General features: G+C 64.1%; 19 protein-coding genes and 1 tRNA gene. 13 read left to right on the top strand and 7 right to left on the bottom strand.

Annotated features, from left to right (window positions below; translation table 11 throughout):
- Positions 1-255: 255 nt before the first annotated feature.
- Genes VEK15_30505 through VEK15_30515 form a run of 3 tightly spaced genes read right to left on the bottom strand, consistent with a single transcriptional unit; the run spans position 256 to position 3643 of the window.
- Positions 256-2472 carry a HEAT repeat domain-containing protein gene (locus VEK15_30505; protein HXV65066.1) on the bottom strand — a complete coding sequence of 739 codons (2217 nt, stop codon included), beginning with the start codon at positions 2470-2472 and terminating at the stop codon, positions 256-258.
- On the bottom strand, positions 2469-2864 hold the full coding sequence (locus VEK15_30510) for a BlaI/MecI/CopY family transcriptional regulator (protein HXV65067.1): 396 nt from the start codon (positions 2862-2864) through the stop codon (positions 2469-2471). The genes VEK15_30505 and VEK15_30510 overlap by 4 nt, the downstream gene beginning before the upstream one ends.
- 32 nt (positions 2865-2896) lie before the next feature.
- Positions 2897-3643 (bottom strand): class I SAM-dependent methyltransferase, encoded by a 747-nt coding sequence (locus tag VEK15_30515; protein HXV65068.1) that lies wholly within the window; start codon positions 3641-3643, stop codon positions 2897-2899.
- A gap of 74 nt (positions 3644-3717) precedes the next feature.
- Here VEK15_30515 and tadA point away from each other — a divergent pair, with 74 nt between their 5' ends.
- The 4 genes from tadA to VEK15_30535 all read left to right on the top strand — a co-directional run bounded on the left by tadA (position 3718) and on the right by VEK15_30535 (position 8185).
- Entirely contained in the window at positions 3718-4212 is a 495-nt protein-coding gene (tadA, locus tag VEK15_30520) for a tRNA adenosine(34) deaminase TadA (GenBank protein ID HXV65069.1), read from the top strand.
- 23 nt (positions 4213-4235) lie between these two features.
- A tRNA-Ser gene (locus tag VEK15_30525) sits at positions 4236-4331 on the top strand.
- A 38-nt stretch (positions 4332-4369) separates the two neighbouring features.
- A complete protein-coding gene (locus VEK15_30530; GenBank protein HXV65070.1) occupies positions 4370-7384 on the top strand; it encodes a DEAD/DEAH box helicase in 3015 nt (1004 codons plus the stop codon).
- The gene (locus VEK15_30535) at positions 7385-8185 is read left to right on the top strand and encodes a hypothetical protein (protein ID HXV65071.1); all 801 of its coding nucleotides are present in this window, start codon (positions 7385-7387) and stop codon (positions 8183-8185) included.
- Between the two features lie 33 nt (positions 8186-8218).
- On the opposite strand, the gene VEK15_30540 is transcribed toward VEK15_30535, so the two are convergent.
- Positions 8219-8899: a rhomboid family intramembrane serine protease gene (locus VEK15_30540; protein HXV65072.1), complete on the bottom strand. Its 681-nt coding sequence runs from the start codon at positions 8897-8899 to the stop codon at positions 8219-8221.
- A gap of 33 nt (positions 8900-8932) precedes the next feature.
- Here VEK15_30540 and carA point away from each other — a divergent pair, with 33 nt between their 5' ends.
- The 4 genes from carA (at position 8933) to VEK15_30560 (ending at position 15499) form a co-directional block, all read left to right on the top strand.
- Positions 8933-10012 carry a glutamine-hydrolyzing carbamoyl-phosphate synthase small subunit gene (gene carA / locus VEK15_30545; GenBank protein ID HXV65073.1) on the top strand — a complete coding sequence of 360 codons (1080 nt, stop codon included), beginning with the start codon at positions 8933-8935 and terminating at the stop codon, positions 10010-10012.
- Positions 10013-10014: 2 nt separating this feature from the next.
- Positions 10015-13260 carry a carbamoyl-phosphate synthase large subunit gene (gene carB, locus VEK15_30550; GenBank protein ID HXV65074.1) on the top strand — a complete coding sequence of 1082 codons (3246 nt, stop codon included), beginning with the start codon at positions 10015-10017 and terminating at the stop codon, positions 13258-13260.
- Positions 13261-13285: 25 nt separating this feature from the next.
- A complete protein-coding gene (locus VEK15_30555; GenBank protein HXV65075.1) occupies positions 13286-14233 on the top strand; it encodes a cysteine synthase family protein in 948 nt (315 codons plus the stop codon).
- 90 nt (positions 14234-14323) lie between these two features.
- Positions 14324-15499 (top strand): membrane dipeptidase, encoded by a 1176-nt coding sequence (locus tag VEK15_30560; GenBank protein HXV65076.1) that lies wholly within the window; start codon positions 14324-14326, stop codon positions 15497-15499.
- An 8-nt stretch (positions 15500-15507) separates the two neighbouring features.
- On the opposite strand, the gene VEK15_30565 is transcribed toward VEK15_30560, so the two are convergent.
- Positions 15508-15708: a helix-turn-helix domain-containing protein gene (locus VEK15_30565; protein ID HXV65077.1), complete on the bottom strand. Its 201-nt coding sequence runs from the start codon at positions 15706-15708 to the stop codon at positions 15508-15510.
- A 65-nt stretch (positions 15709-15773) separates the two neighbouring features.
- On the opposite strand from VEK15_30565, the gene VEK15_30570 reads away from it, so the two are divergent.
- From VEK15_30570 to VEK15_30590, 5 genes are all read left to right on the top strand, one after another.
- The gene (locus VEK15_30570; GenBank protein ID HXV65078.1) at positions 15774-17051 is read left to right on the top strand and encodes an argininosuccinate synthase; all 1278 of its coding nucleotides are present in this window, start codon (positions 15774-15776) and stop codon (positions 17049-17051) included.
- Positions 17003-18427: an argininosuccinate lyase gene (gene argH, locus VEK15_30575; GenBank protein HXV65079.1), complete on the top strand. Its 1425-nt coding sequence runs from the start codon at positions 17003-17005 to the stop codon at positions 18425-18427. The genes VEK15_30570 and argH overlap by 49 nt, the downstream gene beginning before the upstream one ends.
- 9 nt (positions 18428-18436) lie before the next feature.
- Entirely contained in the window at positions 18437-19477 is a 1041-nt protein-coding gene (gene waaC / locus VEK15_30580) for a lipopolysaccharide heptosyltransferase I (protein HXV65080.1), read from the top strand.
- The gene (locus tag VEK15_30585; protein ID HXV65081.1) at positions 19474-20115 is read left to right on the top strand and encodes a 2OG-Fe(II) oxygenase; all 642 of its coding nucleotides are present in this window, start codon (positions 19474-19476) and stop codon (positions 20113-20115) included. The genes waaC and VEK15_30585 overlap by 4 nt, the downstream gene beginning before the upstream one ends.
- A gap of 100 nt (positions 20116-20215) precedes the next feature.
- Positions 20216-22057 (top strand): hypothetical protein, encoded by a 1842-nt coding sequence (locus VEK15_30590; protein ID HXV65082.1) that lies wholly within the window; start codon positions 20216-20218, stop codon positions 22055-22057.
- Positions 22058-22225: 168 nt separating this feature from the next.
- Here VEK15_30590 and VEK15_30595 read toward each other — a convergent pair whose 3' ends face one another.
- Positions 22226-22624: a PIN domain-containing protein gene (locus VEK15_30595; GenBank protein ID HXV65083.1), complete on the bottom strand. Its 399-nt coding sequence runs from the start codon at positions 22622-22624 to the stop codon at positions 22226-22228.
- Positions 22605-22868, bottom strand: a complete 264-nt coding sequence (locus VEK15_30600) for an AbrB/MazE/SpoVT family DNA-binding domain-containing protein (protein HXV65084.1) — start codon at positions 22866-22868, stop codon at positions 22605-22607. Before VEK15_30600 ends, VEK15_30595 begins: the two co-directional genes overlap by 20 nt.
- Between the last annotated feature and the right edge of the window lie 14 nt (positions 22869-22882).

The raw sequence follows: 22882 nt of genomic DNA on the forward strand, positions 1-22882 counted from the left end.
GGACCATGAGGTCGAGGAGCTTCTGCACCTCGGTCTGGAAGGAGAACGTCTCCGATCCCGATCCCGAATCCGTCCCGGTCTTCTTCGTCTTCTTCTTTGTCGTCTTCTTTGTTGCCATCCTTTATCCTCGTGATTAATGCCGTGGCGGGACCTGTAATCGACCGGGCCGCCACGGCTCGGGCTGCCTACGGCGCGGCAAGCGCGCCGGGCTCGCTCCGCTCGCGCAGGCTGGGCTGTACCTTTTCATCAGCCTGCTTAGAGCACGGCACCCTTGAGGGGTGAGACCCCGCGGCTGTTCTGTCGGAAATCGCGCTTTACTCCAACGTCGATATTGGGATTGGGGTTCGGGCTCGGATTGGGATTGGGATTGGGATTAGGGTTTGGATTGGGGTTGGGATTCGGATTCCCGTCGTCGTGGCCGCCCGCGATTTGACCGAGCGCCCATGCGGCCTGTTCCCGCACGTCGGCGTCCTCGTCCTTGAGGGCGCGGCTCAAGGCATCGACAGCCTGCGAATCACCGATCATTCCGAGGGCCCATGCGGCTTGCTCCCGCACATTGGTGTCGGCATCCGAGAGGGCCCGCACGAGCCCCTCCACTGCCGTCGCGGACTCGATCCGGCCGAGAGCCCAAGCGGCCTGCTCCCGCACGTTGGCGTCGGCATCCGAGATGGCCCGCACGAGCCCCTCCACCGCCGCCTCGGACTCGATCTGCCCGAGCGCCCAGGCAGCCTGTTCTCGCACGTTGGCATCGGCATCCGAAAGGGCGCGAGCCAGTCCGTCCACTGCGGTCTCGGACTCGATCTGCCCGAGCGCCCAAGCGGCCTGTTCTCGCACGTTGGGGTCGGCATCCGAAAGAGCTCGCACGAGCCCTTCCACCGCCGTCGCCGACTGGATCTGCCCGAGCGCCCAAGCGGCCTGCTCCCGGACCGAGGCGTCCGCGTCATCGCTGACGGCTGAGACCAGCGCCGAGACGCCGGCCTCGGTCTCCAGACTTCCCAATGCCCAGGCGGCCTGCTCGCGCACCGACGCGTTCTCATCCCCCAAGGCATCCACGAGAGCCGCGCCCGAGTCTTCCGACTGAAAATGAGCGAGTCCCCACGCCGCCTTGGCCCGAATCTCGGGATCGTCGTTTCCGAGCGCCTGCTTCAGGTGAGGGACCACAGTGGGATCTTCGAGCCGAATGAGTGCTTCGAGCGCCTGCTTTCGAACGGAAGCCTCCTCGTCCTCGAGCGCTTCCGCGAGCGCCTTGCGGGCGACTTCCGACGCCGGCTCGCTGACTCGAGTGACCGCCGGCTCCTGTTGAGCGGACTGGTCCTTTTGAGCGGGTTGCTCCTCTTGAGCCGGCTGCGCGGATTCCTGAGAGCGTGCCGACGCAGAGGCCGCTTCCCGCTCGGGCTCCTCGACGAGGGGCGAGCGGTCTGCCTGCCGGGGCGACTCTCGGTAAGCCTTGGTGGGAACCGCGAGCGAGAGCGCGACGACGAGAGGAACGGACGCAACGGCCATGAGTACCACGACGCGGGAGGAGACCGCGGATCGGACGACGTTGGGATCGAGGATCGCGAGCAGCCGCTCCTCGAAACGCGATCGATGGGCCATGGTGACGCTGGCGAGCGGCGTGATTCTTTCTCGATGAAGGCTTCGTGCCATCTCGAGGAGATCGTGCGCGTAGTCAGAGGGGTTCGCTCCCGCCTCGAGGACGAGGTCGTCGCTCGCTCGCTCGCTCAAGAGCCGCATGTGACGCGCGGCGAGCCAGGCGAGCGGGTTCCACCAGAAGAGCGCGCAGACCAGCTGGGCGAGAACCTGTGACGTGCAATCCCGCCGCTTGACGTGAGCGAGCTCGTGGAGGAGCACCGCGCTCCGGAGTGCCGCGTCGTACTCCTCGGCGGCCCGGGGAAGAAGAACGGCCGGCCGCGAGAAGCCGATCGTCATCGGAAGCTCCGTATCGTCGCTGAAGCGAATGTCGACCGCGCGACGAAGGCACAGCTGATCGCGCGCTCCGTCGAGCAGATCGTGCCATCCCGGGTCCGATATCTCTTCCGAATGTCGGCGCACGCGTGCGCTCGTCACCAGCCCCGTTCCGAGCCGCACGAGAAGCACGAGCGCGCCGGCGATCCAGCTCGCCCGCGCGAGCTGAGACCACTCCCAGGAAGAAACGGGTGCGGCGGCCGGCGTCGCCCGCTCTGAGGCGCGACGCTCCGGCGCTGCGCGCTCAAAAACGTCGGTGACGACACCGGGGGCCGCGGACGGCGTCGGCTCGGGCGCCAACACCGCGACGGGGATCCGGATCGAATCGTTGGAGAGCGATAGATAGGTGAGCGGGGGTATCGCGACCAGGCATGCGAACGCCACGGTCCAGAGAAGATGGCGGGCCGAGGCCGAGGCCTTACGCAGCACGAAGCCAAAGCCGAAAGCGAGGGCCAGAACCACGGTCGCCTTGACGGCGACTACGACACCGAAGTCGGGGGCGTTCATGAACGGTCTCCTTTGACACTTGCTTGTTCGATGAGCTCCTTGAGCCGCTCGAATTCCGCCGTCGACAGATCGGACGCGGACTCGTCGAGGAGAGTCGCGACGGCCATCTCCGCGGAGCCGTCGAAAAAAGTCGTGAGCAGGTGACGCACCGCGGTTCGTTTGGCTTTGTCCAGTCCCACCGCGGGGCGAAACAAATAGCGCGGGCCGTCTTTTTCGTGCCGGACTTGACCTTTCTCCTCCAGGATCCGGAGTGTCGCGCGGACCGCCGAGTAGCTCGGCGGATCGACGAGCGCTTCGCGGACTTCGGCCGCGGTGGCTTTTCCCTCTCGGTAGAGCACGTCCATGATCTGACGCTCCCGATTGGAAAGCCTGAAGTAGCTCTTTTTCGCCATGGCGAGGATTATGCTAGAAATTTAGCATTAAGTCAAGAGTCTTTTCGCAGCACGAGCGAGCGCACCTTGAGAACGCCGTGATCGAGTCCCGATGCTCGGTCGAGCGACTTCAGCCTTTCGGGGAGATCGCAGCGGAAACGCCACAGGTTGCCCTCTCCACCGGCGCTGACGAAAGCGTCGTTCCACTCGCCCCACCAGGGGTTGAGCCGCTGCGCTACCGGCTCGACGACGAGCGCGCTCGCGCGGCCCCGAAGCAGGCGATCGAGCAGTATCTGGCGCGAGGCGGGGTCGAGCTCATTGACAGAATAGGCCGCCACTACGGCATCGCAGCCCGTGGGGATGCGGCTTCGACCGATCGCCTCGCGTCTCACGGTTCCTCGAAGACCGAGCGCAGCCAGGCTTCTTCGCGCCTCGAGCACGCACCACCGGCTCTGGTCGATGCCGACGACGAACGGCTTGCCGTCGGCGGCGAGGCTCCAGGCACCGCCCGCCGCGGCCAGACCGCAGCCGAGGTCGAGGATACGTCGGGGCGCGGGGTCTTTTAAGCCGAGCTCGTCGATTATCCTGCGGATGACCAGGAAGTGGAGCGGAGTGTAGAAGCAGGCGAAGGCCGCCCGTTTCGCTCGACCCTGGAACACAGCGCCTCGCCCGAGCCGGGCGCGTTCCTCCACGTAGATGCGCGACAGGGCGACGACGCCGCCGCGCAGCTCGGCAAACGTCAAGGAGCTCGCATGGCGGGTGTCGAGGTGCTCGAGCCAGCGATAAAATCGTTCCTCCACGATTGCACTGACGCGATCTTACACCGTGGGCTCTCACCGCTCGGGGAAGCTCGAGGCGAGTTGCGCAAAGAGAGATGAAACGAGTATTCTCGAAACCGAGCGAGGGAGGGGTTATCGGGACCCGAGAGCGAATGATGCGGCTCGCCCTCGATGAAGCCAGACAAGCGCTTCACCTAGGCGAAGTTCCGATCGGGGCCATTTTGGCGAGGGAGCAGGACGTCGTGGCCTCTGGGTTCAATCAGCCCATCCACGCCGTCGACCCCACAGCCCATGCCGAGGTCGTCGCCTTGCGAAAGGCGGCGCGAGAGCTCGGCAACTACCGGTTGCCAGGGCTGACGCTCTACGTGACGGTGGAGCCATGTATGATGTGTGTCGGTGCCATTGCCCAGGCCCGCATCAGCGAGCTGGTTTACGGAGCTGCCGAGCCCAAGTTCGGCGCGGTCCAATCGATCGTCGATTTGAGCCAAGTTGGGATACCCCACCGGTTGTCGGTAGTATCGGGTGTCCTGGAACAGGATTGTAAGAAGATACTTCAAGAGTTCTTTAGTTACCGTCGCGACCCGGATTGACGGCGGCGGCACAATCACCATCCGGAGAGGTACCGAAGTGGTCGTAACGGGGGCGCCTCGAAAGCGCTTTGTCCGGTTGATAGCCGGGCACGTGGGTTCGAATCCCACCCTCTCCGCCAACTCTGATTCCCGAGTCTGAGCTCGGCATTCTCTTCGCGTGATCGTCGCACACGGGACTTGGCTTCCCGATAGGAGTCGATTCTTCCTCTGGGCCGAGGCCTCTTCCGCCGGTGGCCTCCCGGCTCCCGACGGTGGCCACCCTTTCCAGCTTGCCCGCGACCGCCTCGAGGCCGAGCTCTTGAGACCCCTGGCATCGGGAAGCCTTCTCGAGGACTCGATGGCCGACTCGGTGCCGTTGTTCCTGCCCTCGGTCGATGGCTCGCCGGTTGCCTCTCCCGAGCTCCGTTGGGAGGATCGACCGCGGGCGACGCGGCTCGCGCCCTGGGTGGTACACGGGTTGACGCTGTCTCCCGAATCCGGACTCACCTGGCTCGTGACTCTGCCCGCTCCCGAGGAGCTCGATCCTCACGTGCTCCGTTCCGGAGCGGACATCCGGTTCTGGTGCGCTGCGGCTCGCTTTACCCTCGAGCTCCTTGCACGACAGCGTTTCCTTCCCGGTGTCGTGGGTTCGAGGTCGTTCTGGGAGCCGCTCGTCGAAGAAGACGCCGACCGGCTCGATGCTCTCAGATCGGCGATGCCGCCCGCTTGCTGGTTGATACGCAACGCCGAGCCCGATGCGTTGCTGCGCGGCTTCGTGAGTACGATGGTCGATCATTTCGTGAGACGGGCTGCGTCCCGACTTCGCTTGCGAACCCGTTTCGTCGAGACTGCAGGCGAGGAGCTCGCCGCATCGCTCTTCGCCCGTAATGGGCGCTTCGAGTCCGACGACGCCGAGGCTATCGCCGAGGAGCTCGAGAGCTGGCAAGCGCGGGCGGAAGAGGTCGCCGATGCACCGTTTCGCATCGCGTTTCGTCTCGATCCTCCCGCGGTTGAAGAATCCTGGAGCCTGCGGTTCTTCCTCCAGGCCGTCGACGACGAGAGCGTGCTCGTTCCCGTGGGACGCATCTGGAAGCACGGTGGGGCGAGCTGGCGCCACCTGGAGCGCTACCTGGCGAGGCCGCAGGAAATGGTGCTCGAAGGGCTGGGGCGGGCCGCATCGTTGTTTCCGCCACTCGAGGACAGTCTGAGACTACCCAGGCCGGAGTCGTGCTCACTCGACGTCGACGATGCCTATCGATTCCTCACCGAGGGTGCGTTCCTGCTACGCGACACCGGTTTCGGCGTTCTCCTTCCCGGTTGGTGGGGCAAGCGCGGCCACGGCCTCGGTTTGAGCCTGCGCGTCCAACCATCGGCGTCGAGTCCGAAAAACGTCGTGAGTCGTCTGGGGCTCGACTCGCTCGTCGAGTTCGACTGGCGCGTGGCACTCGGAGGAGACACGCTCAGCCGAGAGGAGTTCCTCGAGCTCGCCGATCTGAAGAGGCCGCTGGTACGCGTTCGAGGCCAGTGGGTAGAGCTCGCTCCCCAGAGAGTGGAAGAAGTTCTCACCGCCCTTCAATCGAAGCCTGCCCTGCCGGAGATGACTCTGGGAGACGTCGTTGCCATGGAGCTCGGCCGGCGCGGAGACGGAGGTCTCCCGGTAACGGAGCTCAACGCGAGCGGATTCCTCGACGAGCTGCTATCGCGGCTCTCGGGGCGAGAGCGCCTGCCCAACCTCGAAACCCCTCGAACTTTCCGGGGCAAATTGCGACCTTACCAGAAGCTGGGGCTCTCTTGGCTCGGCTTCCTGAGCCGATGGGGTCTGGGGGCCTGTCTCGCGGACGATATGGGGCTCGGAAAGACGATCCAGCTGCTGGCGCTTCTGCTTCATCTCAAAGAGCGGTCGGAGCTCGACCAGCCATTTCTACTGATCTGCCCCACTTCGGTGGTGGGCAACTGGCGCAAGGAAGCCGAGCGATTTGCGCCGGAACTGAGCGTTCTGATCCATCACGGCATCGCGCGAGCCGAGGGCGAGGCCTTTCGCGGCGAGGCCGGGAGGCACGACCTCGTGGTCTCCACGTACAGTCTCGTTCACCGCGACCTCGAAAGGCTCGGTGCCGTGGCCTGGGGCGGGATCGTGCTGGACGAGGCGCAGAACGTCAAGAATCCCCGCGCGAAACAAACCCGCGCCGTGAAAAAGCTCGCAGCCGAAAAGCGCATCGCCCTCACCGGGACCCCGGTGGAGAATCGTCTCCAGGAGCTCTGGTCGATCATGGAGTTTCTCAACCCCGGCTATCTGGGCTCGGAGGTGAGGTTCCGGCGGCGGTATGCCCTTCCGATCGAACGCTATCGCGACGCCGCCGCCACCGCTGAGCTTCGACGGCTCGTGGAGCCTTTCGTCTTGAGGCGAGTCAAGACCGACCCCGCCGTGATCCGTGATCTTCCCGAGAAGAACGAGATGAAGGTCTACTGCACGCTCACACCGGAGCAGGCGACGCTCTACCAGGCGGTGGTCCAGGAGAGCCTCGAGCGGATCGAGGCGGCCGGAAACGGCATCGGAAGAAAGGGGCAGGTCCTCGCAGCCCTCACGCGACTGAAGCAAATCTGCAATCATCCAGCGCACTTCCTATCGGATGGAAGCACTCTGGCTTCGAGGTCGGGAAAGCTGACGCGGCTGACCGAGATGCTAGAAGAAGTGCTCGCCGAAGAGGACCGGGCTCTCGTCTTCACTCAGTACGCCGAGATGGGAAAGCTCATCAGGCGCCACCTTGCCGAACAGCTATCGATCGAGGTCCTCTTCCTCCACGGCGGGGTTCCCGCGGCCATGCGCGAGAAGATGATCGCGACTTTTCAAGACGGCTCGGCGGCTCCCATCTTCGTGCTCTCTCTCAAGGCCGGTGGATTCGGTCTCAATCTGACGGAAGCGCGACACGTCTTTCATTTCGACCGGTGGTGGAATCCCGCCGTCGAAGATCAGGCCACCGACCGCGCATTCCGCATCGGGCAAACTCGTTCGGTGTCGGTGTACAAGTTCATCTGTGCCGGAACCGTGGAGGAGCGTGTGGACGCGATGGCCGAGAGAAAGAAGGAGCTGGCGGAGACGGTGGTCCAGCCCGGGGAGGGTTTTCTCACCGAGCTATCGACCGAGAGCCTCAGGGACCTCTTCGAGCTTCGCCGGGAAGCCATCGGAGATTAGATGACGAACAGCGACGACATCCGCTCAGGGAACGAGTGGTGGCGCAACCGCTTCTGGGCGGTCATGAAATCCATTGGTCTCGCCCGGAGGCTCGAGCGGGGCAAGCGTTACGCGCGAGCGCAACGCGTCCTCGCCCTCGAGGTCGAGCCGGGCCTCGTCAGCGCTCGCGTACAGGGGTCGCGCTTCGAGCCGTATCGGAGCCAAGTCGGCCTGCGGGTCTTTTCCGACGCCGAATGGGCGCGCGCGGTGGGCGCGCTCGCGTCACAGGCGTTGTTCTCCGCCAAGCTCCTGGGGGGAGAGATGCCGGAGAACATCGAGGAGGCCTTTTCTGCAGTGGGGCTTTCCCTGTTCCCGGCGACGCCTGACGAGCTGTCGATGGATTGCTCCTGCCCCGACGCCGTCGCTCCCTGCAAGCATATCGCCGCGCTTCATTTCGTATTGGCCGAGCGGCTCGATGACGATCCGTTCCTCCTCTTTCTTTGGCGAGGCCGAGCTCGAGACCGCATCTTGAGAGAGCTTCGCCTCCGTCGCGCCGCGGAGGCCGCCGGGCACGTGCCGGTCCCGGAGGTCGGCTCTAGCCACGAGGAGGCGATCGAACGGTTTTGGAGGATTGGGGGAAGTCTCGACGCGATCTCCCTGGCGATCGAGCCGCCCGCCGTGTCGGCGTCGCTCTTGAAGCGCCTCGGGATGCCGTCGTTCTGGAAATCACACCCGGAGATACGAGGCTCGCTCGAGAGACTCTACGCGAAAGTGACGGAGCGCGCGATGGCCCTCGCCTACTCGACCCGCGATCGCGAATGACGCCCTCGATCGCATCACGGGAAACGTCGTCGGTTACTCGAGCTCTATCCGCTCTTCCGATCGGAACGAGTCCCTCCACCTGGAAAAGTAGACGAGTGCCGCGGCGACGCCGAGCCCGAATCCGATGGCATGGGCGCGATAGCTCACGGTCGGCTCGACGGTGGTGGGTACGAGCACGATGAGACAAAAGCCGACCGCGCGCAGGATTCGCTTCTGGAGACCGACCCTTCGATCCACGAGCAAGTAGAGCGTCAGCCACATGGCGGCCATGAGATACACGACGCCCGAAGCGCCGAGGAGCGAGATGTACGCGGGATAGGTGCTGACGGCAAGCGCGGTAACGAGCACGCCGAGAAACAGTACGAGCGCCGGATAGACCAGAGCTCCGTAGTAACCGTAGAGGAGGAACGACAGCACGCCGAACGGAAGGGCGTTGGCGAGAAGGTGCCCCAGGTCGGCATGAACTCCGATCGACGTGCCGAGCCTCCAGTATTCTCCTCGAACGAAGACCGCATCCCGGCTCGCGGAGAGAAATTCAGCGAGGCCGAGCGTGTTGGTCCAGTAAACGAGCGAGCTCAGGACGAGGAGCGATACGCTCGAACAGGCCACGGTGAGGCTTCCCCTGGCCGGCTTTCTGGAGAGCCGGGTCTCCTTGATGACGACGAGGTTCTCGCCGCCCCAATCGGGGCCGAGCATGCCTTCGGAGTGTAGCATCCGACCGCCGGCTTGGAATAAAATGGCCTTTTAGTGCAGCGTGGTGATAGAGCTTTTCTGGTCCTCGAAGACGGACGCGTTTTCGAGGGATGGTTCTTTGGCGCCGCGCGCGAGGCCAGGGGCGAGGTCGTCTTCCATACCGGCCTCACGGGCTATCAGGAGATTCTGACCGACCCCTCCTACTGCGGGCAGCTCGTTACCCTGACCTATCCCCACATCGGCAACTACGGAATCAATCCCGACGATGCCGAATCGGACCGTATCCAGCTCGAGGCGCTCATCGTCAAGGATCTCTCTCCCATCGCGAGCAATCATCGCGCGAGAGGTAATCTCGCCGATTATCTCGCCGAGCACGGGGTGCCTGGTCTCGAAGGGATCGATACCCGCGCATTGACCCGTCACATTCGCACCCGCGGGGCGATGCGAGCCATCCTTTCTCCGGAGCGAGTCTCGGCCGAGCAGGTCCAGCGCGAGGTAGCTTCGATGGCGGGCGCCGATCTAGCGCGAAGGGTCAGCTGCGACGAGCCGTACGAAATGGCTCCCGCCCGTGAGGAGACCTGCCACGTGGTCGCCTACGACTTCGGTATCAAGAAAGGCATCTTGCGCTCTCTTTCTCGTCGCGGTGCTCGCATCACTGTAGTTCCCGCGGAAACGCCCGCGCCCGAGGCGCTCGGATACCAACCCGACGGAGTCCTCCTCTCGAACGGTCCGGGGGACCCCGCCCCGCTGGATTATGCCGTCTCCGCGGTAAAGGAGCTCTTGGGTCGTGTGCCCATTCTCGGAATCTGCCTCGGTCATCAGGTTCTCGGCCTCGCCGCGGGAGCGCGGACGTACAAGCTCCCGTTCGGCCACCATGGCGCGAATCATCCAGTGAAGAGGTTGTCCGACGGCGCCGTCGAGATCACCTCGCAGAACCATGGATTCGCCGTGGACCCTCAATCTCTCCACGGGCTCGCCGTCGAGAAGACGCACGAGAACCTCAACGATGGAACTCTGGAAGGCTTTCGCCTCAAGGACGCCCGGGCGATGAGCGTTCAGTACCACCCCGAGGCTTCCCCCGGTCCGCATGACGCGGATTATCTGTTCGATCGATATCTCGAGATGTTGCACTGACCATGCCGAAAGACCCGACTCTTCGAAGCGTAATGGTTCTGGGTTCCGGGCCGATCGTCATCGGACAGGCCGCGGAGTTCGACTATTCGGGAACGCAGGCGGCGAAGGTGCTCCGGCAGGAGGGAGTGCGCGTCGTTCTGGTCAACTCCAACCCTGCCACGATCATGACCGATCTCGAGATCGCCGACGCCACTTATATCGAGCCTCTGACGGCCGATCACCTGGTACCGATTCTGGAGCGCGAGCGTCCCGACGCAATCCTGCCGACGGTTGGCGGCCAAACGGGGCTCAACCTGGCGGTGGAGCTTTCCGAGAGCGGAGTTCTCGAACGTCTCGGCGTACGTCTCATCGGCGCCAGAGTGCATTCGGTGAAGCTCGCCGAGGACCGCGAGAGCTTCAAACAGGCGATGCTCGCCGCGGGGTTGGAAGTCGCCCAGAGCGGCTACGTCGGTAGCATCGATGAGGCGCTCGAGCTCACCGAAACCCTGGGCTACCCCGCGATCATCCGTCCGTCTTTCACCCTCGGGGGAACGGGAGGAGGAACGGCCTACAACCGGGAGGAGCTGACCGAGCTCGTCGGACGCGGTCTCCGGCTCTCTCCGGTGAAGCGAGTCCTGATCGAAGAGTCGCTCCTCGGCTGGAAAGAATTCGAGCTCGAAGTGATGCGGGACGCGGCGGCGAATTTCTCCGTCGTCTGCTCCATCGAGAACTTCGATCCGATGGGCGTTCACACGGGTGATTCCATCACCGTGGCGCCGGCGCAGACTCTCACCGACGTCGAATACCAGAAGATGCGTGACTGGGCGCGCATAGTCATCGACGCCGTGGGCGTCGAGACCGGAGGGAGCAACATCCAGTTCGCCGTCGAGCCCCTGACGGGACGGATGGTGGTGATCGAGATGAACCCGCGAGTGTCGAGGAGCTCGGCGCTCGCATCCAAAGCGACGGGCTTTCCCATCGCCAAGATCGCGGCCAAGGTGGCGCTCGGCTATCGACTCGACGAGATCGAGAATGACATCACCCGCACCACTCCCGCGAGCTTCGAACCGGTCATCGACTATGTGATCGTGAAGATCCCTCGCTGGAACTTCGAAAAGTTCCCTCTGGCCGACCCCACGCTCGGAGTCCAGATGAAGTCGGTGGGCGAGGTGATGGCGATCGGGCGCCACTTCCGCGAAGCTCTTCTGAAGGCAACCCGATCGCTGGAGCTGACCGACGAGGGCGTCGGCATCGTGAAAGGCCCGCCGATGGACGACGCCGAGATTCAGAGTCGGCTTCGGGTGCCGCGTCCCGACCGTCTCGCCGTCCTGTTCTCGGCTCTCGCGCGCGGCTGGCCGGTCCCGCGCATTTCCGCGGTCTCCGGCGTCGATCCCTGGTTCGTCGAGCAGCTCTCGATCCTGGCTCAACTGAGGAGGCGGCTTGAGACCGAGGAGCTCACCGACGAGCTGCTCTCGGAAGCGAAGCGCGAGGGCTTCTCCGACCGCCAGGTGGCGGCATTTCAGGGAGCCAACGAGAGCGAGATCCGCGCCCGACGCAGCGAGTTGGCACCGGTGTTCAAACGCGTCGACACCTGTGCCGCGGAATTCGAGTCCTTCACGCCCTATCTCTACTCCACCTACGAGTCCGAAGACGAGGTCATGCCCTCCCGGCGTCGGAAGTTGATGATCCTCGGAAGCGGCCCCAACCGGATCGGCCAGGGCATCGAGTTCGACTATTGCTGCTGTCAGGCGGCATTCTCGCTTCGAGAGGCCGGGATCGAGAGCATCATGGTCAACTGCAATCCCGAGACGGTGTCGACCGACTACGACACCGCCGATCGCCTCTACTTCGAGCCGCTCACCCTCGAGGACGTGCTCCACATCGTCCGGGTAGAGAAGCCCGAGGGCGCCATCCTGCAGTTCGGAGGACAGACTCCCCTCAAGCTCGCGCGAGCGCTCGAGCGGGAGGGCGTTCCCATACTCGGCACGTCGCCCGACAGTATCGACATCGCCGAGGAGCGCCACCGGTTCTCCTCGTTGCTTCGCGAGCTCGACATCAGGCAGCCGGAGGGTGCGACGGTACGCTCGCTCGAGGAAGCCCTGCGGGCCGCCGAGTCCCTGCGCTATCCCATCCTCGTGCGACCGTCGTACGTGCTCGGGGGTCGCGCCATGGCGATCGTATACGACGACACGACGCTGAAGTCCTATTTTCAGGAAGCCGTGGAGGCCTCGCCCGAGCACCCGGTGTACATCGACCGGTTCCTCGAGGCCGCCTTCGAGGTCGACGTCGATGCGGTCTCCGATGGAACCGACGTAGTCATCGGCGGGATCATGGAGCATATCGAAGAGGCCGGGATCCACTCGGGCGACAGCTCGTGCGTGCTCCCGACCTACTTGGTGGAAGCCAGGGACCTAGAGACCATTCGCTCCTACACCCGGAGAATTGCCCAGGCCCTTCAGGTCAAAGGACTCTTGAACGTCCAGTACGCGGTGAAGGACGGCGCCGTTTTCGTCCTCGAGGCCAACCCGCGCGCGTCGCGGACGGTTCCCTTCGTGAGCAAAGCCACGGGAACACCGCTGGTAAAAGCCGCGCTTCGCGTCATGCTCGGCACGAAGCTCGAGGAGCTCGGCCTCCCCGAGGAGCTCGAGGTGCCGCACGTCGCGGTCAAAGTGCCCGTGCTGCCGTTTGCGAAGTTCCCCGGCGTGGATACACTGCTCGGGCCGGAAATGAAGTCAACCGGAGAAGTGATGGGGATCTCGGATGATTTTGGCATGGCGTTCGCGAAAGGACAGATCGCCGCGGGTCAGAAGCTCCCAGTAGAGGGGACGGTGTTCCTGTCGGTCAACGATCGAGACAAGGCGGGTGTCGTTCACCTCGGCCGTCGCCTCGCAAGGCTCGGCTTCCGCCTCATGGCGACGCGGGGAACCGCTGCCGAGCTTCGCGCCGCCGGACTCGCTGTCGAGCGGGTCTTCAAGGTCAACGAAGCGCGCCCCAACGTCGTGGACCACATGTTGAGTGGCGAGATCGACCTCGTCATCAACACGCCGCTCGGCCGGGAGTCGTTCTACGACGAGCGGGCGTTGCGCCGGACGGCGCTGCAGCTCGGGATCCTGAGCGTCACCACGCTCACCGGTGCGAACGCAACCGTGTCGGGGATCGAGGCGCTGAAACGAGGTGGCGACGTTGCGCGAAGCCTGCAGTCCCTGCACGAAGCGCGAAAGGGCGCACGGTCCCGCCTCCGAGAGCCCATCGCCCGAGGCGGTGCATGATGGGGCGCCTCACGGCAATCGTCTCTTGACGAAGAAACTCACGGGGCCGCCCCGCCCGACGAAGAGCGTTCTCGAGACGATCGGCAACACGCCGCTGGTCGAGCTCACCCGCCTGGCGCCGTCCAGGGGAGCTCGCATTTTCGTCAAGCTCGAGCAGTTCAACCCCACCGGTTCCTATAAGGACCGGATGGCGAAGGCGATGATCGAAGGTGCGGAATCGCGGGGCCTGCTTCTTCCCCGAGCCACCGTGGTCGAGCTCACCGGGGGAAGCACGGGCTCCTCGCTCGCCCTGGTGTGCGCCGTGAAAGGTTATCGACTCAAGCTGGTCTCCTCCGACGCCTACTCTCGAGAAAAGCTCGACACCATGCGGGCGCTCGGCGCGGAGGTGACGATCGTTCCCAGCGAGGAAGGTCGGATCACACCGGACCTCCTCGAGAGGATGAGGAGCGAGGCCGCACGAATCGCTCGAGAAGAGGGCGCGTATTGGACGAACCAATTCAGAAGCCATGACGCCGTCGAGGGCTACTCGGGGATCGGTCGTGAGATCTTCGCCCAGCTCGATGGTGCTCCGGAAGCGTTCGTGGGCGCGGTAGGAACGGGCGGCATGTTGGTCGGCGTGAGTCGAACGTTGAAGCGCCATGGCACCCGGATCGTCGCCCTCGAGCCCGCTTCGTCTCCCGTTCTCACGCAAGGTCGGGCGGGCCCGCACCGTGTCGAAGGCGTCGGAGTCGGCTTCGTGCCTCCTCTGCTCGAAAAGGAGTTCTACGACGAGGTATGGGCCATCGAGGAGCGAGACGCGCGTGAGATGTCACTTCGCCTCGCGAGAGAGGAAGGGATCTTTGCCGGCACGTCTTCGGGACTGAACGTCGTTGGCGCTCGGATGATGGCCTCCCGACTGCCCGAGGAAGCCCGCGTGGTCACCGTGGCGGTCGATACCGGCCTCAAGTATCTCTCCGGCGATCTCTTTCGTTAGTTACGGGAAGCGGTCGCGGGCAACCGGATCAGAGCTCGGCTCGCCTCCGAGTATCATAGCGGGACGGCGCCAGGCGCCTGGAGGGAACTCATGCGAAGAACCCATTCCCGACGCAAAATCTTGAAGCTCGGTGGGGGCGCTCTTTCGGGCGCCGTCTTGGCCCCGATGATCCAGCGCGGTCGCTTTCTTCTGTTCGCGGGAACTTCCCAAGAGCAGGAGTTCTCGGCCCGGGCATTGAAGCTCGTCGAGGAGTCGACGGTCATCGACATGCTCGCGCCGCTCTCGATCGTCTCCGAGCGAAGGAGCGAGTGGCTCCGCCGGCCGGAGAGCTTCACCGAAGCCGAGCTCCGCCTCTATCGCGATTCGGGGATCGATCTGTTTCACGACACGACCGGGGACACGAGCGGAGACGACGCCTTCGCCGGAGCGCTCCAGTGGGCGGCGCAGTGGAACGGCTTTCTCGCCCACCATTCGGAATGGTTTCTCCGCATCACCACCCGGGAGCATTTGAGGGATTTGAACGGCTCGGGAAAGATCGGTTTTCTTCTCGGGCTCCAGAACTCCGATCACTTCCGCACGGTCGACGACATCGACCTGTTCTTCGGCCTCGGCCAGCGGGTCTCCCAGCTCACCTACAACACCCAGAACCGCATCGGGACCGGCTGCATGGACCGCAGTGACGGAGGCCTCAGCGACTTCGGGATCGACGTCGTGAAGAAGATGAACGAGGTGGGGATGGCGGTCGATCTCAGTCACTGCGGCGACCAGACGACGCTCGACGGTATCGAAGCCTCGGCGAAACCGCCGCTGCTCACTCATACCAATGCGAGGGCCCTCAACCCCGGCTACCCCCGGAACAAGACCGACGAGACCTTCAAGAAAATGGCGGCGAAGGGCGGCGTCGCGGGGATGACCGCGGTGCGGAGCTTCGTGCGCGACTCCGAGCCCACGACGATCGAGCATCTCCTCGATCATTACGATCATGTCGCGAAGCTCGTCGGGGTGGAGCACCTGGGGATCGGCTCGGACACGGACATCCGCGGCGGCTATGACGCGCAGAGCAAGGACGACTGGGAGCAGACCGGAGGCCGCTACCGGGCGCAATACCGCTTCCGCCACAAGATCGATATGGACGAGATGACCCAGACCAAGCGAACGTACCTGCTCACCGAAGGATTGATTCGGCGGGGCTACAACGACGCCGACATCTCTCTCGTCCTCGGAGGGAACTTCCAGCGCGTGTTGGGCGAAATCTGGACGGTTTGAGCCCAATGCTAGCTTTCTTCGCCCAGCCGGTGCTTGGCCAGGTAGTGGCGGAGCTGGTGGTAGCGGACGCCGAGCGAACGTGCCGCGCGCGCCTGATTGCCCTCCGCTTCGCGGAGCGCGTCGGCAAGGAGGGAATCGTGATTCCGGTACCTTTTTGTGATGAACAGCTCAGTGGCTCCCGGCGCCCGGAGCCTGGCCGGGTCAGAAATTTTGCATGATTATGCATCGCTGTGATATTCTTATGCGACTGATAGCTGAAAGGAGAACTCGACACATGGGCCGAAAGAAGGTCGTTCTCGCCTATTCGGGAGGGCTCGACACCTCCGTCGCCATTCCGTGGCTCAAGGAGAACTACGACTGCGATGTCGTCGCCATGCTCGCCGATGTTGGCCAGGGAGAAGACCTCCAAAAGGCGGCGAACAAGGCGCGCGCCATCGGCGCCTCGAAGACTTATGTCGAGGACCTGCGCTCCGAGTTCGTTCGAGATTACGTGTTTCCCGCAATCCGCGCGGGAGCGCGCTACGAAGGTACCTATCTTCTTGGCACATCGCTCGCGCGGCCCATCATCGCGAAACGACAGGTCGAGATCGCGATCGACGAGAAAGCGGAAGCCGTGGCGCACGGCTGCACCGGCAAGGGCAACGATCAGGTGCGATTCGAGCTCACTTATCAGGCGCTCGCCCCCGAGCTCGAAGTGATTGCTCCCTGGCGCATCTGGAACATCCGTTCCCGCGAGGACGCGCTCGCTTACGCCGCGGCTCATGGCATCCCCGTCGAGCAGAGCAAGGAGAATATCTACAGCCGAGACCAAAACTTGATGCACTTGAGCCACGAAGGAGGCGTTCTCGAGGACCCGTGGACACCGCCGCCCGCGAACCTGTATCAGTTGACGGCCTCGCCCGATGAAGCTCCCGATGAGCCTCAGCTGGTTTCCATCGGCTTCAAACGGGGGACACCGGTCTCGGTGGACGACCGCGCGGCGGAGCCGGTCGCGCTGCTCGAGAATCTGAACGCGCTCGGCGGAAAACACGGCGTGGGCCGGCTCGATATCGTCGAGAACCGTCTCGTGGGAATGAAATCTCGAGGGGTTTATGAAACGCCCGGCGGGACGATTCTGCACGAAGCCCACCGCGCGCTCGAGAGCATCACCCTCGACCGCCAGACCTCTCACTTCAAAACGATCATCGCGAACCGTTACGCCGATCTCGTGTACGACGGCCAGTGGTTCTCTCCGCTGCGGGAAGCCCTCGATGCTTTCGTCGAGTCCACCCAGGAGACCGTGACCGGCGAAGTCCTGGTCCAGCTCTACAAGGGGACGGTGCAGGCTGTTGGCCGCCGCTCGCCCTTCAGCCTCTATTCCGAGCAGTTCGCGACGTTCGGCGAGGACGACGTCTACCAGCAGGCGGACGCCGAGGGCTTCATCCGCATACTCGGTCTGCCGCAGAGAATTCGCTACTTGACCCATAAGGCTCGGCTAGCGACACTCTCTCCCGTGCTCGCCAAATGGCAGGAGAAGAATCAACTCGAAGGGGTGGGCTCCGGGGTTCGGTGAAGCTCTGGGGTGGCCGATTCCGAGCGCCCACGGCGCCGGAGCTCGAAAGGCTCGGCCACTCGATTCATTTCGACCGGAGGCTCTGGGCCGAGGACGTCGACGTCAATCGGGCCTACGCGCGTGAGCTCCATGCCGTAGGCCTTCTCGGCGACAACGAGCTCGAGACCCTCCTCGCGGGACTCGACCGCGTCGGGGAGAGGCTTCGAGAAGAGCCTCCCCTCGACGACGAAGACATCCACACCGCCGTGGAGCGGACTCTCGCCGAAGAGATCTCCCCGGAGATTGCGGCGAAGCTTCCGACCGGACGGAGCCGAAACGACCTCGCCGCGACCGAGCTGCGCATCTACGTGGCGCGAGCGATCGCGGTTCGGATCGAGGAGCTGCGTCGGCTCCAGTCCAGTTTGGTGGAAAAAGCAAAGGCCCACACCAAGACGATGCTGCCAGGATACACGCACCTCCGGCGCGGGCAGCCCGTGGTCTTCGCTCAGTATCTGCTCGCGTATTTCTGGGCGCTCGAGCGCGACCGCTCGCGGCTCGCGGCCGCGCGATCTCGTTGCCGCCAGCTTCCTCTCGGTGCGGGAGCTCTCGCGGGGAACCCTTTCGGCGTCGATCGCAAAAGGCTGGCCGAGGCACTCGACTTCGACGGCGTTCTCCCCAACAGTATCGACGCCGTCTCCGCCCGTGACCACCTGATCGAGGTTCTCACGGCTGCCGCAATCCTCGGGACTCACCTCTCGCGGATGGCCGAGGATCTGATTCTCTTCTCGTCGGCCGAGTTCGGCTTCGTCTCCCTGGACGAGCGGTACGCGACCGGCTCGAGCATCATGCCGCAGAAGCAGAATCCGGACGGACTCGAGCTGACTCGAGGAAAGGCGGGTCGGCTGATCGGTGACCTGGTGGCTCTCCTCACCGCCGTCAAAGGCTTGCCCACTGGATATCAACGCGATCTCCAGGAAGACAAAGAGCCCGTTTTCGACGCGCTCGACACCTTGGCCCTCGTGCTGCCGGTGATGGACGGGATCGTGCGCACGCTCGTCGTGAACGAGCACGCCATGGCGGAGGCCCTCTCCTCGGACCTTTTGGCGACCGACCTCGCCGAGTATCTCGTCCGCAAGGGTGTTCCGTTCCGGACCGCGCACGAGACCGTCGGACGCGTGCTCGCCCTCGCGAGCGAGATGGGCGTCGAGCCCCAGGCGCTTTCGCTCGAGCAGCTCGAGGAGATCTCTTCCGCGTTCGACGACGACGTTACCTCGGTCTGGAGCTTCGAAGCTTCTATCGCCCTCCGTGATACGGAAGGTGGCGTCTCGCCGCGGGCCCTCGAAGAGCAGCTGACCAAGGCCTTTCGAGCGCTGGACACGCCCGCGGATCCGGAATAACCTCGCGGCGTGGGTCCGTCTTTTCTGGTGGTACGTCTCAGCTCGCTGGGAGACCTCGTCCACACGCTGCCAGCCGTCTCCGCGTTGAGGAGGGGGTTTCCCGACTCCCGCATCGACTGGCTCGTCGAAAGGCGGCATAGCGAGGTGCTCCGGGACAATCCCGACATCGACGAGGTGATCGAAGTCGACACCCTGGCGTGGCGCCGCCGCCTGCTTTCGCGGAGGACGTGGAGTGAGATCCGGTCGAGCGTCCGGAGGATTCGAGCGCGCCGCTACGACGCCGTGCTGGATCTGCAGGGAACCATCAAATCCTCGGTCTCGTCATTTCTTGCCAAGGGGAACCGGCGCATCGGCTTTGCGGACGATCAGCTGAAGGAGCGCGTCGCCGGGTGGCTCTACACCGAACGAGTTCATCCAAACGGCAACCGGGCGCACGCGATCGATCGTCACCTCTACCTCCTGACGGCCCTCGGGATCGAAAGCGACCGGCGCTCCTTCCCCATCGCCGTGTCCGAAGAGGTCGAGTCCGTCGGACGAGCGACGCTTTCCGGACTCGGCTTGACCGACTTCGTGGTCGTGAACCCGGGAGGGTCCTGGACCACCAAGAGGTGGAGTCCCGAGAAGTTCGGGGCCCTCGCCGCCGCCATTTACCGGGAATGGAAACTCCCCACATTGATCACCTGGGGCCCGGGTGAGCAGGGCCTGGCCCGGGAGGTCGCAGAGGCTTCGGCTTCCGCGGCGCAGGTCGCGCCCGCCACATCGCTCAGGGAGATGATGCCACTCGTCCGGAAAGCCAGACTCCTCGTGAGCGGCGACACCGGCCCGATGCACGTTGCTTCGGCGTTGGGTGTTCCTGTCGTCGGGATCTTCGGGCCCACCGATCCCGCTCGGAACGGGCCGTTCGGCGAGGCGGACGAGGTCGTGTTGAAAACGGTGGCCTGCGGTCCTTGTTACAAACAGCGCTGTCCCGGGTTCGGCAACGTTTGTATGACCTCCATCGAGGTCGAGGACGTTCTTTCGGCGGTGCGAAGAAAGCTGGGCTCGCGATGATCGACCTCGACGCGGTGCGGCACACGCCGCTATTGCACTCGCCCTTCGCGCATTTCGTCGTGCCTCGCTTCGTTAGGAAGGACGCGTTCGCCCCGATCCTTCGTGATTTTCCCGAGATGCCCCATCCGGGAAGCTTTCCTCTCAGCAAGCTGCGTTATGGCCCGGCGTTTCAAGCCCTCGTGGACGCGCTTCAGGGGGGCGACCTTCGGGAGGTCGTCGAGAAGAAGTTCGACATCGACCTCGCCGATCGTCCCACGCTGATAACCGTCCGCGGCCGTGCCCGTGCCAAGGACGGGCGCATCCACACCGACACTTCCGTCAAGCTCATTACCGTCCTCGTTTACCTCAATGAGGGATGGACGGGGGACGGAGGGTTGCTGCGGTTGCTTCGATCCTCCTCGAGCCTCGACGACTTCTTCGCCGAGGTGCGTCCCGAGCTCGGCACGGCGGTGTTCTTTCGGTGCACCGACAATGCCTGGCACGGACACACTCCGTTCGTGGGCGAGCGCCGGGCCCTTCAGCTCAACTGGGTGCGAGATGCTTCGGTAGTTCGCCGCGAGGAGCGCCGCCACGCGCTGTCGGCGGGAGTGAAGAGCTGGATGTCGTTGCGCGCCGTTCGGCAAGAGAGGAACCTGTAGGCGGTTCTCGAGCCAGCAAACGGCTGTTCCAGGTCACCGAGCGGCGGATGGAATCGAAAAGTGCGCACGGGGTTTACAATGAAAGGAACGGATCCCAGCGTTGCGTTCCTTCGAGAAGCGCCTCAGCGAGCGTGTCGAGCATCCCCTCGGGGCTCGGCTCTTGCCCATTTTGCTTCAGCCAACCGGGCTCAGCACCGCAGGCTATCCCTATCTGAAGCGCGAAGCCTGGGAGCGGTTTCGCGACACCGTCCCCCATCTCTTTGCGATGGGTCTCGACGTGTTGCGGGCGGTCGCGGAGATCGAAAAGGCGGCCAGGGAGATCGACTCCCCCGCGAGCGACGAGCTGAAAAATGCCACCAAGGTGGCGCGGCAGATCGTGCTCACCGCCGCGATCACCGCGCCGACCGACCTCTGGTTGATGCGCCACGTGCTCGGATTCTTCCGCGAGCTGGGCTTGCTGGATCGACTCCTGGACGGTGAAGCGATCTATCCTGCGAGCTGCAACGCCACCTTTCGCGGGCGCAAGCGGAAACTCGATCCCCGCGAGCTCGACATCGACCTGCACTTCCTCCTGTCGCGCGGCGTAATCGAACAGTACGACAACGGCTTTCGGGTCGCGGGACATCCCCGGGTATCGAGGCTCCTGCGCACGATCGGACCTTTGCGCACACCGCCCGGTGGAGCGACGCGTCTGTGGAGACGTCTCTTTGCCGGGGACGAGCTCGAGCCAGCCGAGCTGGAAGTCCTGCTCGATCTGGCGTACTCGGCCACCCGCCGCCAGGATGACTTCCAGAACCACTGGTTTCCCACTTGGGAAGAAGTCGAGCTTGGCTATCGGCTCATCCCTTTGGTGCTCGGGCTTCGGGCGAACGAGCTGACCGCGGAGCTCCGCGAGGGAACGCTCGTCCGACCCGGCCACTGGAGCTCGCGACACCTGGCGAGCGCCGCGGGGGCACTCGAGCTCCTCACGGCATGCGGTTGGGTGGAGCGAAGGGGCGAGGACTACCGGGTAACGACCCTGGGTCATCGAGGGTTTACGCGGGGGCCCGGACCCTTCGGCATCATCGAGACCTATCATCCTTACATGAGTCGCGGCGTCGACATCCTGCTCGAAGGGCGGGGTGAGGTATGGGTACGGCGTGGTGAGAATGTGGGCGCGAGCCAGGATGCGAACCGGCTCACCTTCACCTCGGCCAACGATGCCCTCGACCGATTCTGCCGTGAAACGGGGTTTCGCTATGAGGTGTTCATCGAGCACGCCATCGGGCGGGGCGAGGCGACGCGCCAGCGTTACGAGCGCTCGGGCCAGGACACCATTCGGTACGTGGGCGCCGACCTCGAGGACGACGCCATCGACGCCGCGGTCGAAGAGCAGCGCCAGGAAAAGCTCCCGTCCAACATGCTCTTCGTGCGCCGCGCGGATATCGGAAAGCCTTACGTTCTTCTCGAAGCATTACGTCGCGAGAACATCGATCCGAAAGGCGCGGTGATGCTCGTCGGGAATGGGTTCCACGAAGTACGGAATCAAACCGATGAGAAAATGGTCGAGGTGTTCCGCGGCTACCACCAGGCGGGAATCGTGCTCCTCTTTACCGAGGAGAACGCCCTGTCCATCGACGACCTGCGTGCCACGGCTTGGAACACCTACCACGCGGGCTTCAAGTACGTCCACGAGAAATCGGGGCAGGGGCTTCGTCCAGCCGAGCCGCGGCCCGATCCCCCCCGGCTCGGCCGTCCGCTGATTGCGCCGTGGAGCGTGTGCGCCCGCAAGGCGGGATATGTTCGGGCCGACGCCTACTGCACGCGGACGCGGACCATCTATCCCTATCCACCGCCGAGCGGACACAATCCCGCCATCAGCGTCAGTCACTTCTTCGTCCCCCGTGCCCTCGCCCGCGAGCTCGCGCTCTCGACGAGATCGACGGATGACGAAAAAGGATGAGCGTTCCGTCGAGCTCCTCGTCGGCCCTTACGATCCCAAAGACGTGGATGACGTAGAGCAGTCCGGGTCGCACGGTCTTGGCGAATACTACTGAACCTGGCTCAAGACAGCTGACCCCAATGCCGTTCGCGAATTTTCATCCAGTTCTAACCGCCGAAGGACAACGTGTCAGCCCGGCCGGAGTCTCTCGGCGCCCTCGAGTCGTGACTGTAGCTGCTCGAAAGTCAGCGTGATCCCGCCGAGAGCGCGATGTCTCGCATGGATCAGGCGGTCGACCATTCCCGCGCCGCCGGTTTGCGACAGCGCCGTCAGGGAAGTTTGTGGGTCAAGCGCGACGACGCCACTCGTGACGAAACGCAGCAGAAGCCCTTTTGCCTTGGGCTTCGGCACGCCGTAGTGATGCTGAAGTGCATGGTAGGCCTCGGCAACCGCAAGGTCCGTGACCAACACCGTATCCCCTTCGTCGAGGGCCCGTTCGAGTCGCGCTTTGGCCGCCTGAAACTGCCTTTGGGGAAGACCGATGAGCAGGCGAACGACGACCGACGTGTCAAGTCCGACGATCGCCACGGCCCATCGCCTCGCCAATCGTCTTCTCGATATCTTCCCAGCGGTGAGACTTGCCCTTGGCGTACCGTCTTGCCGCGCCCAGCCAGGACCAGTCGCGGCCCCGGGCCCTCAGAATCCAAACGGTCTCGCCCTCGAGCCTGCGCCTTTCGAGCTCGAGCTTGTCGCCGGGCTCGATTCCCAGCTCTTCGCAAACCTCGACGGGTAGCGTAGCCTGCCGTTTTGCTGTCACCGTGATCGACTTCATGGTTTCATCGTAGC

This window comes from Vicinamibacteria bacterium, assembly GCA_035620555.1.
GTDB lineage: Bacteria > Acidobacteriota > Vicinamibacteria > Marinacidobacterales > SMYC01 > DASPGQ01.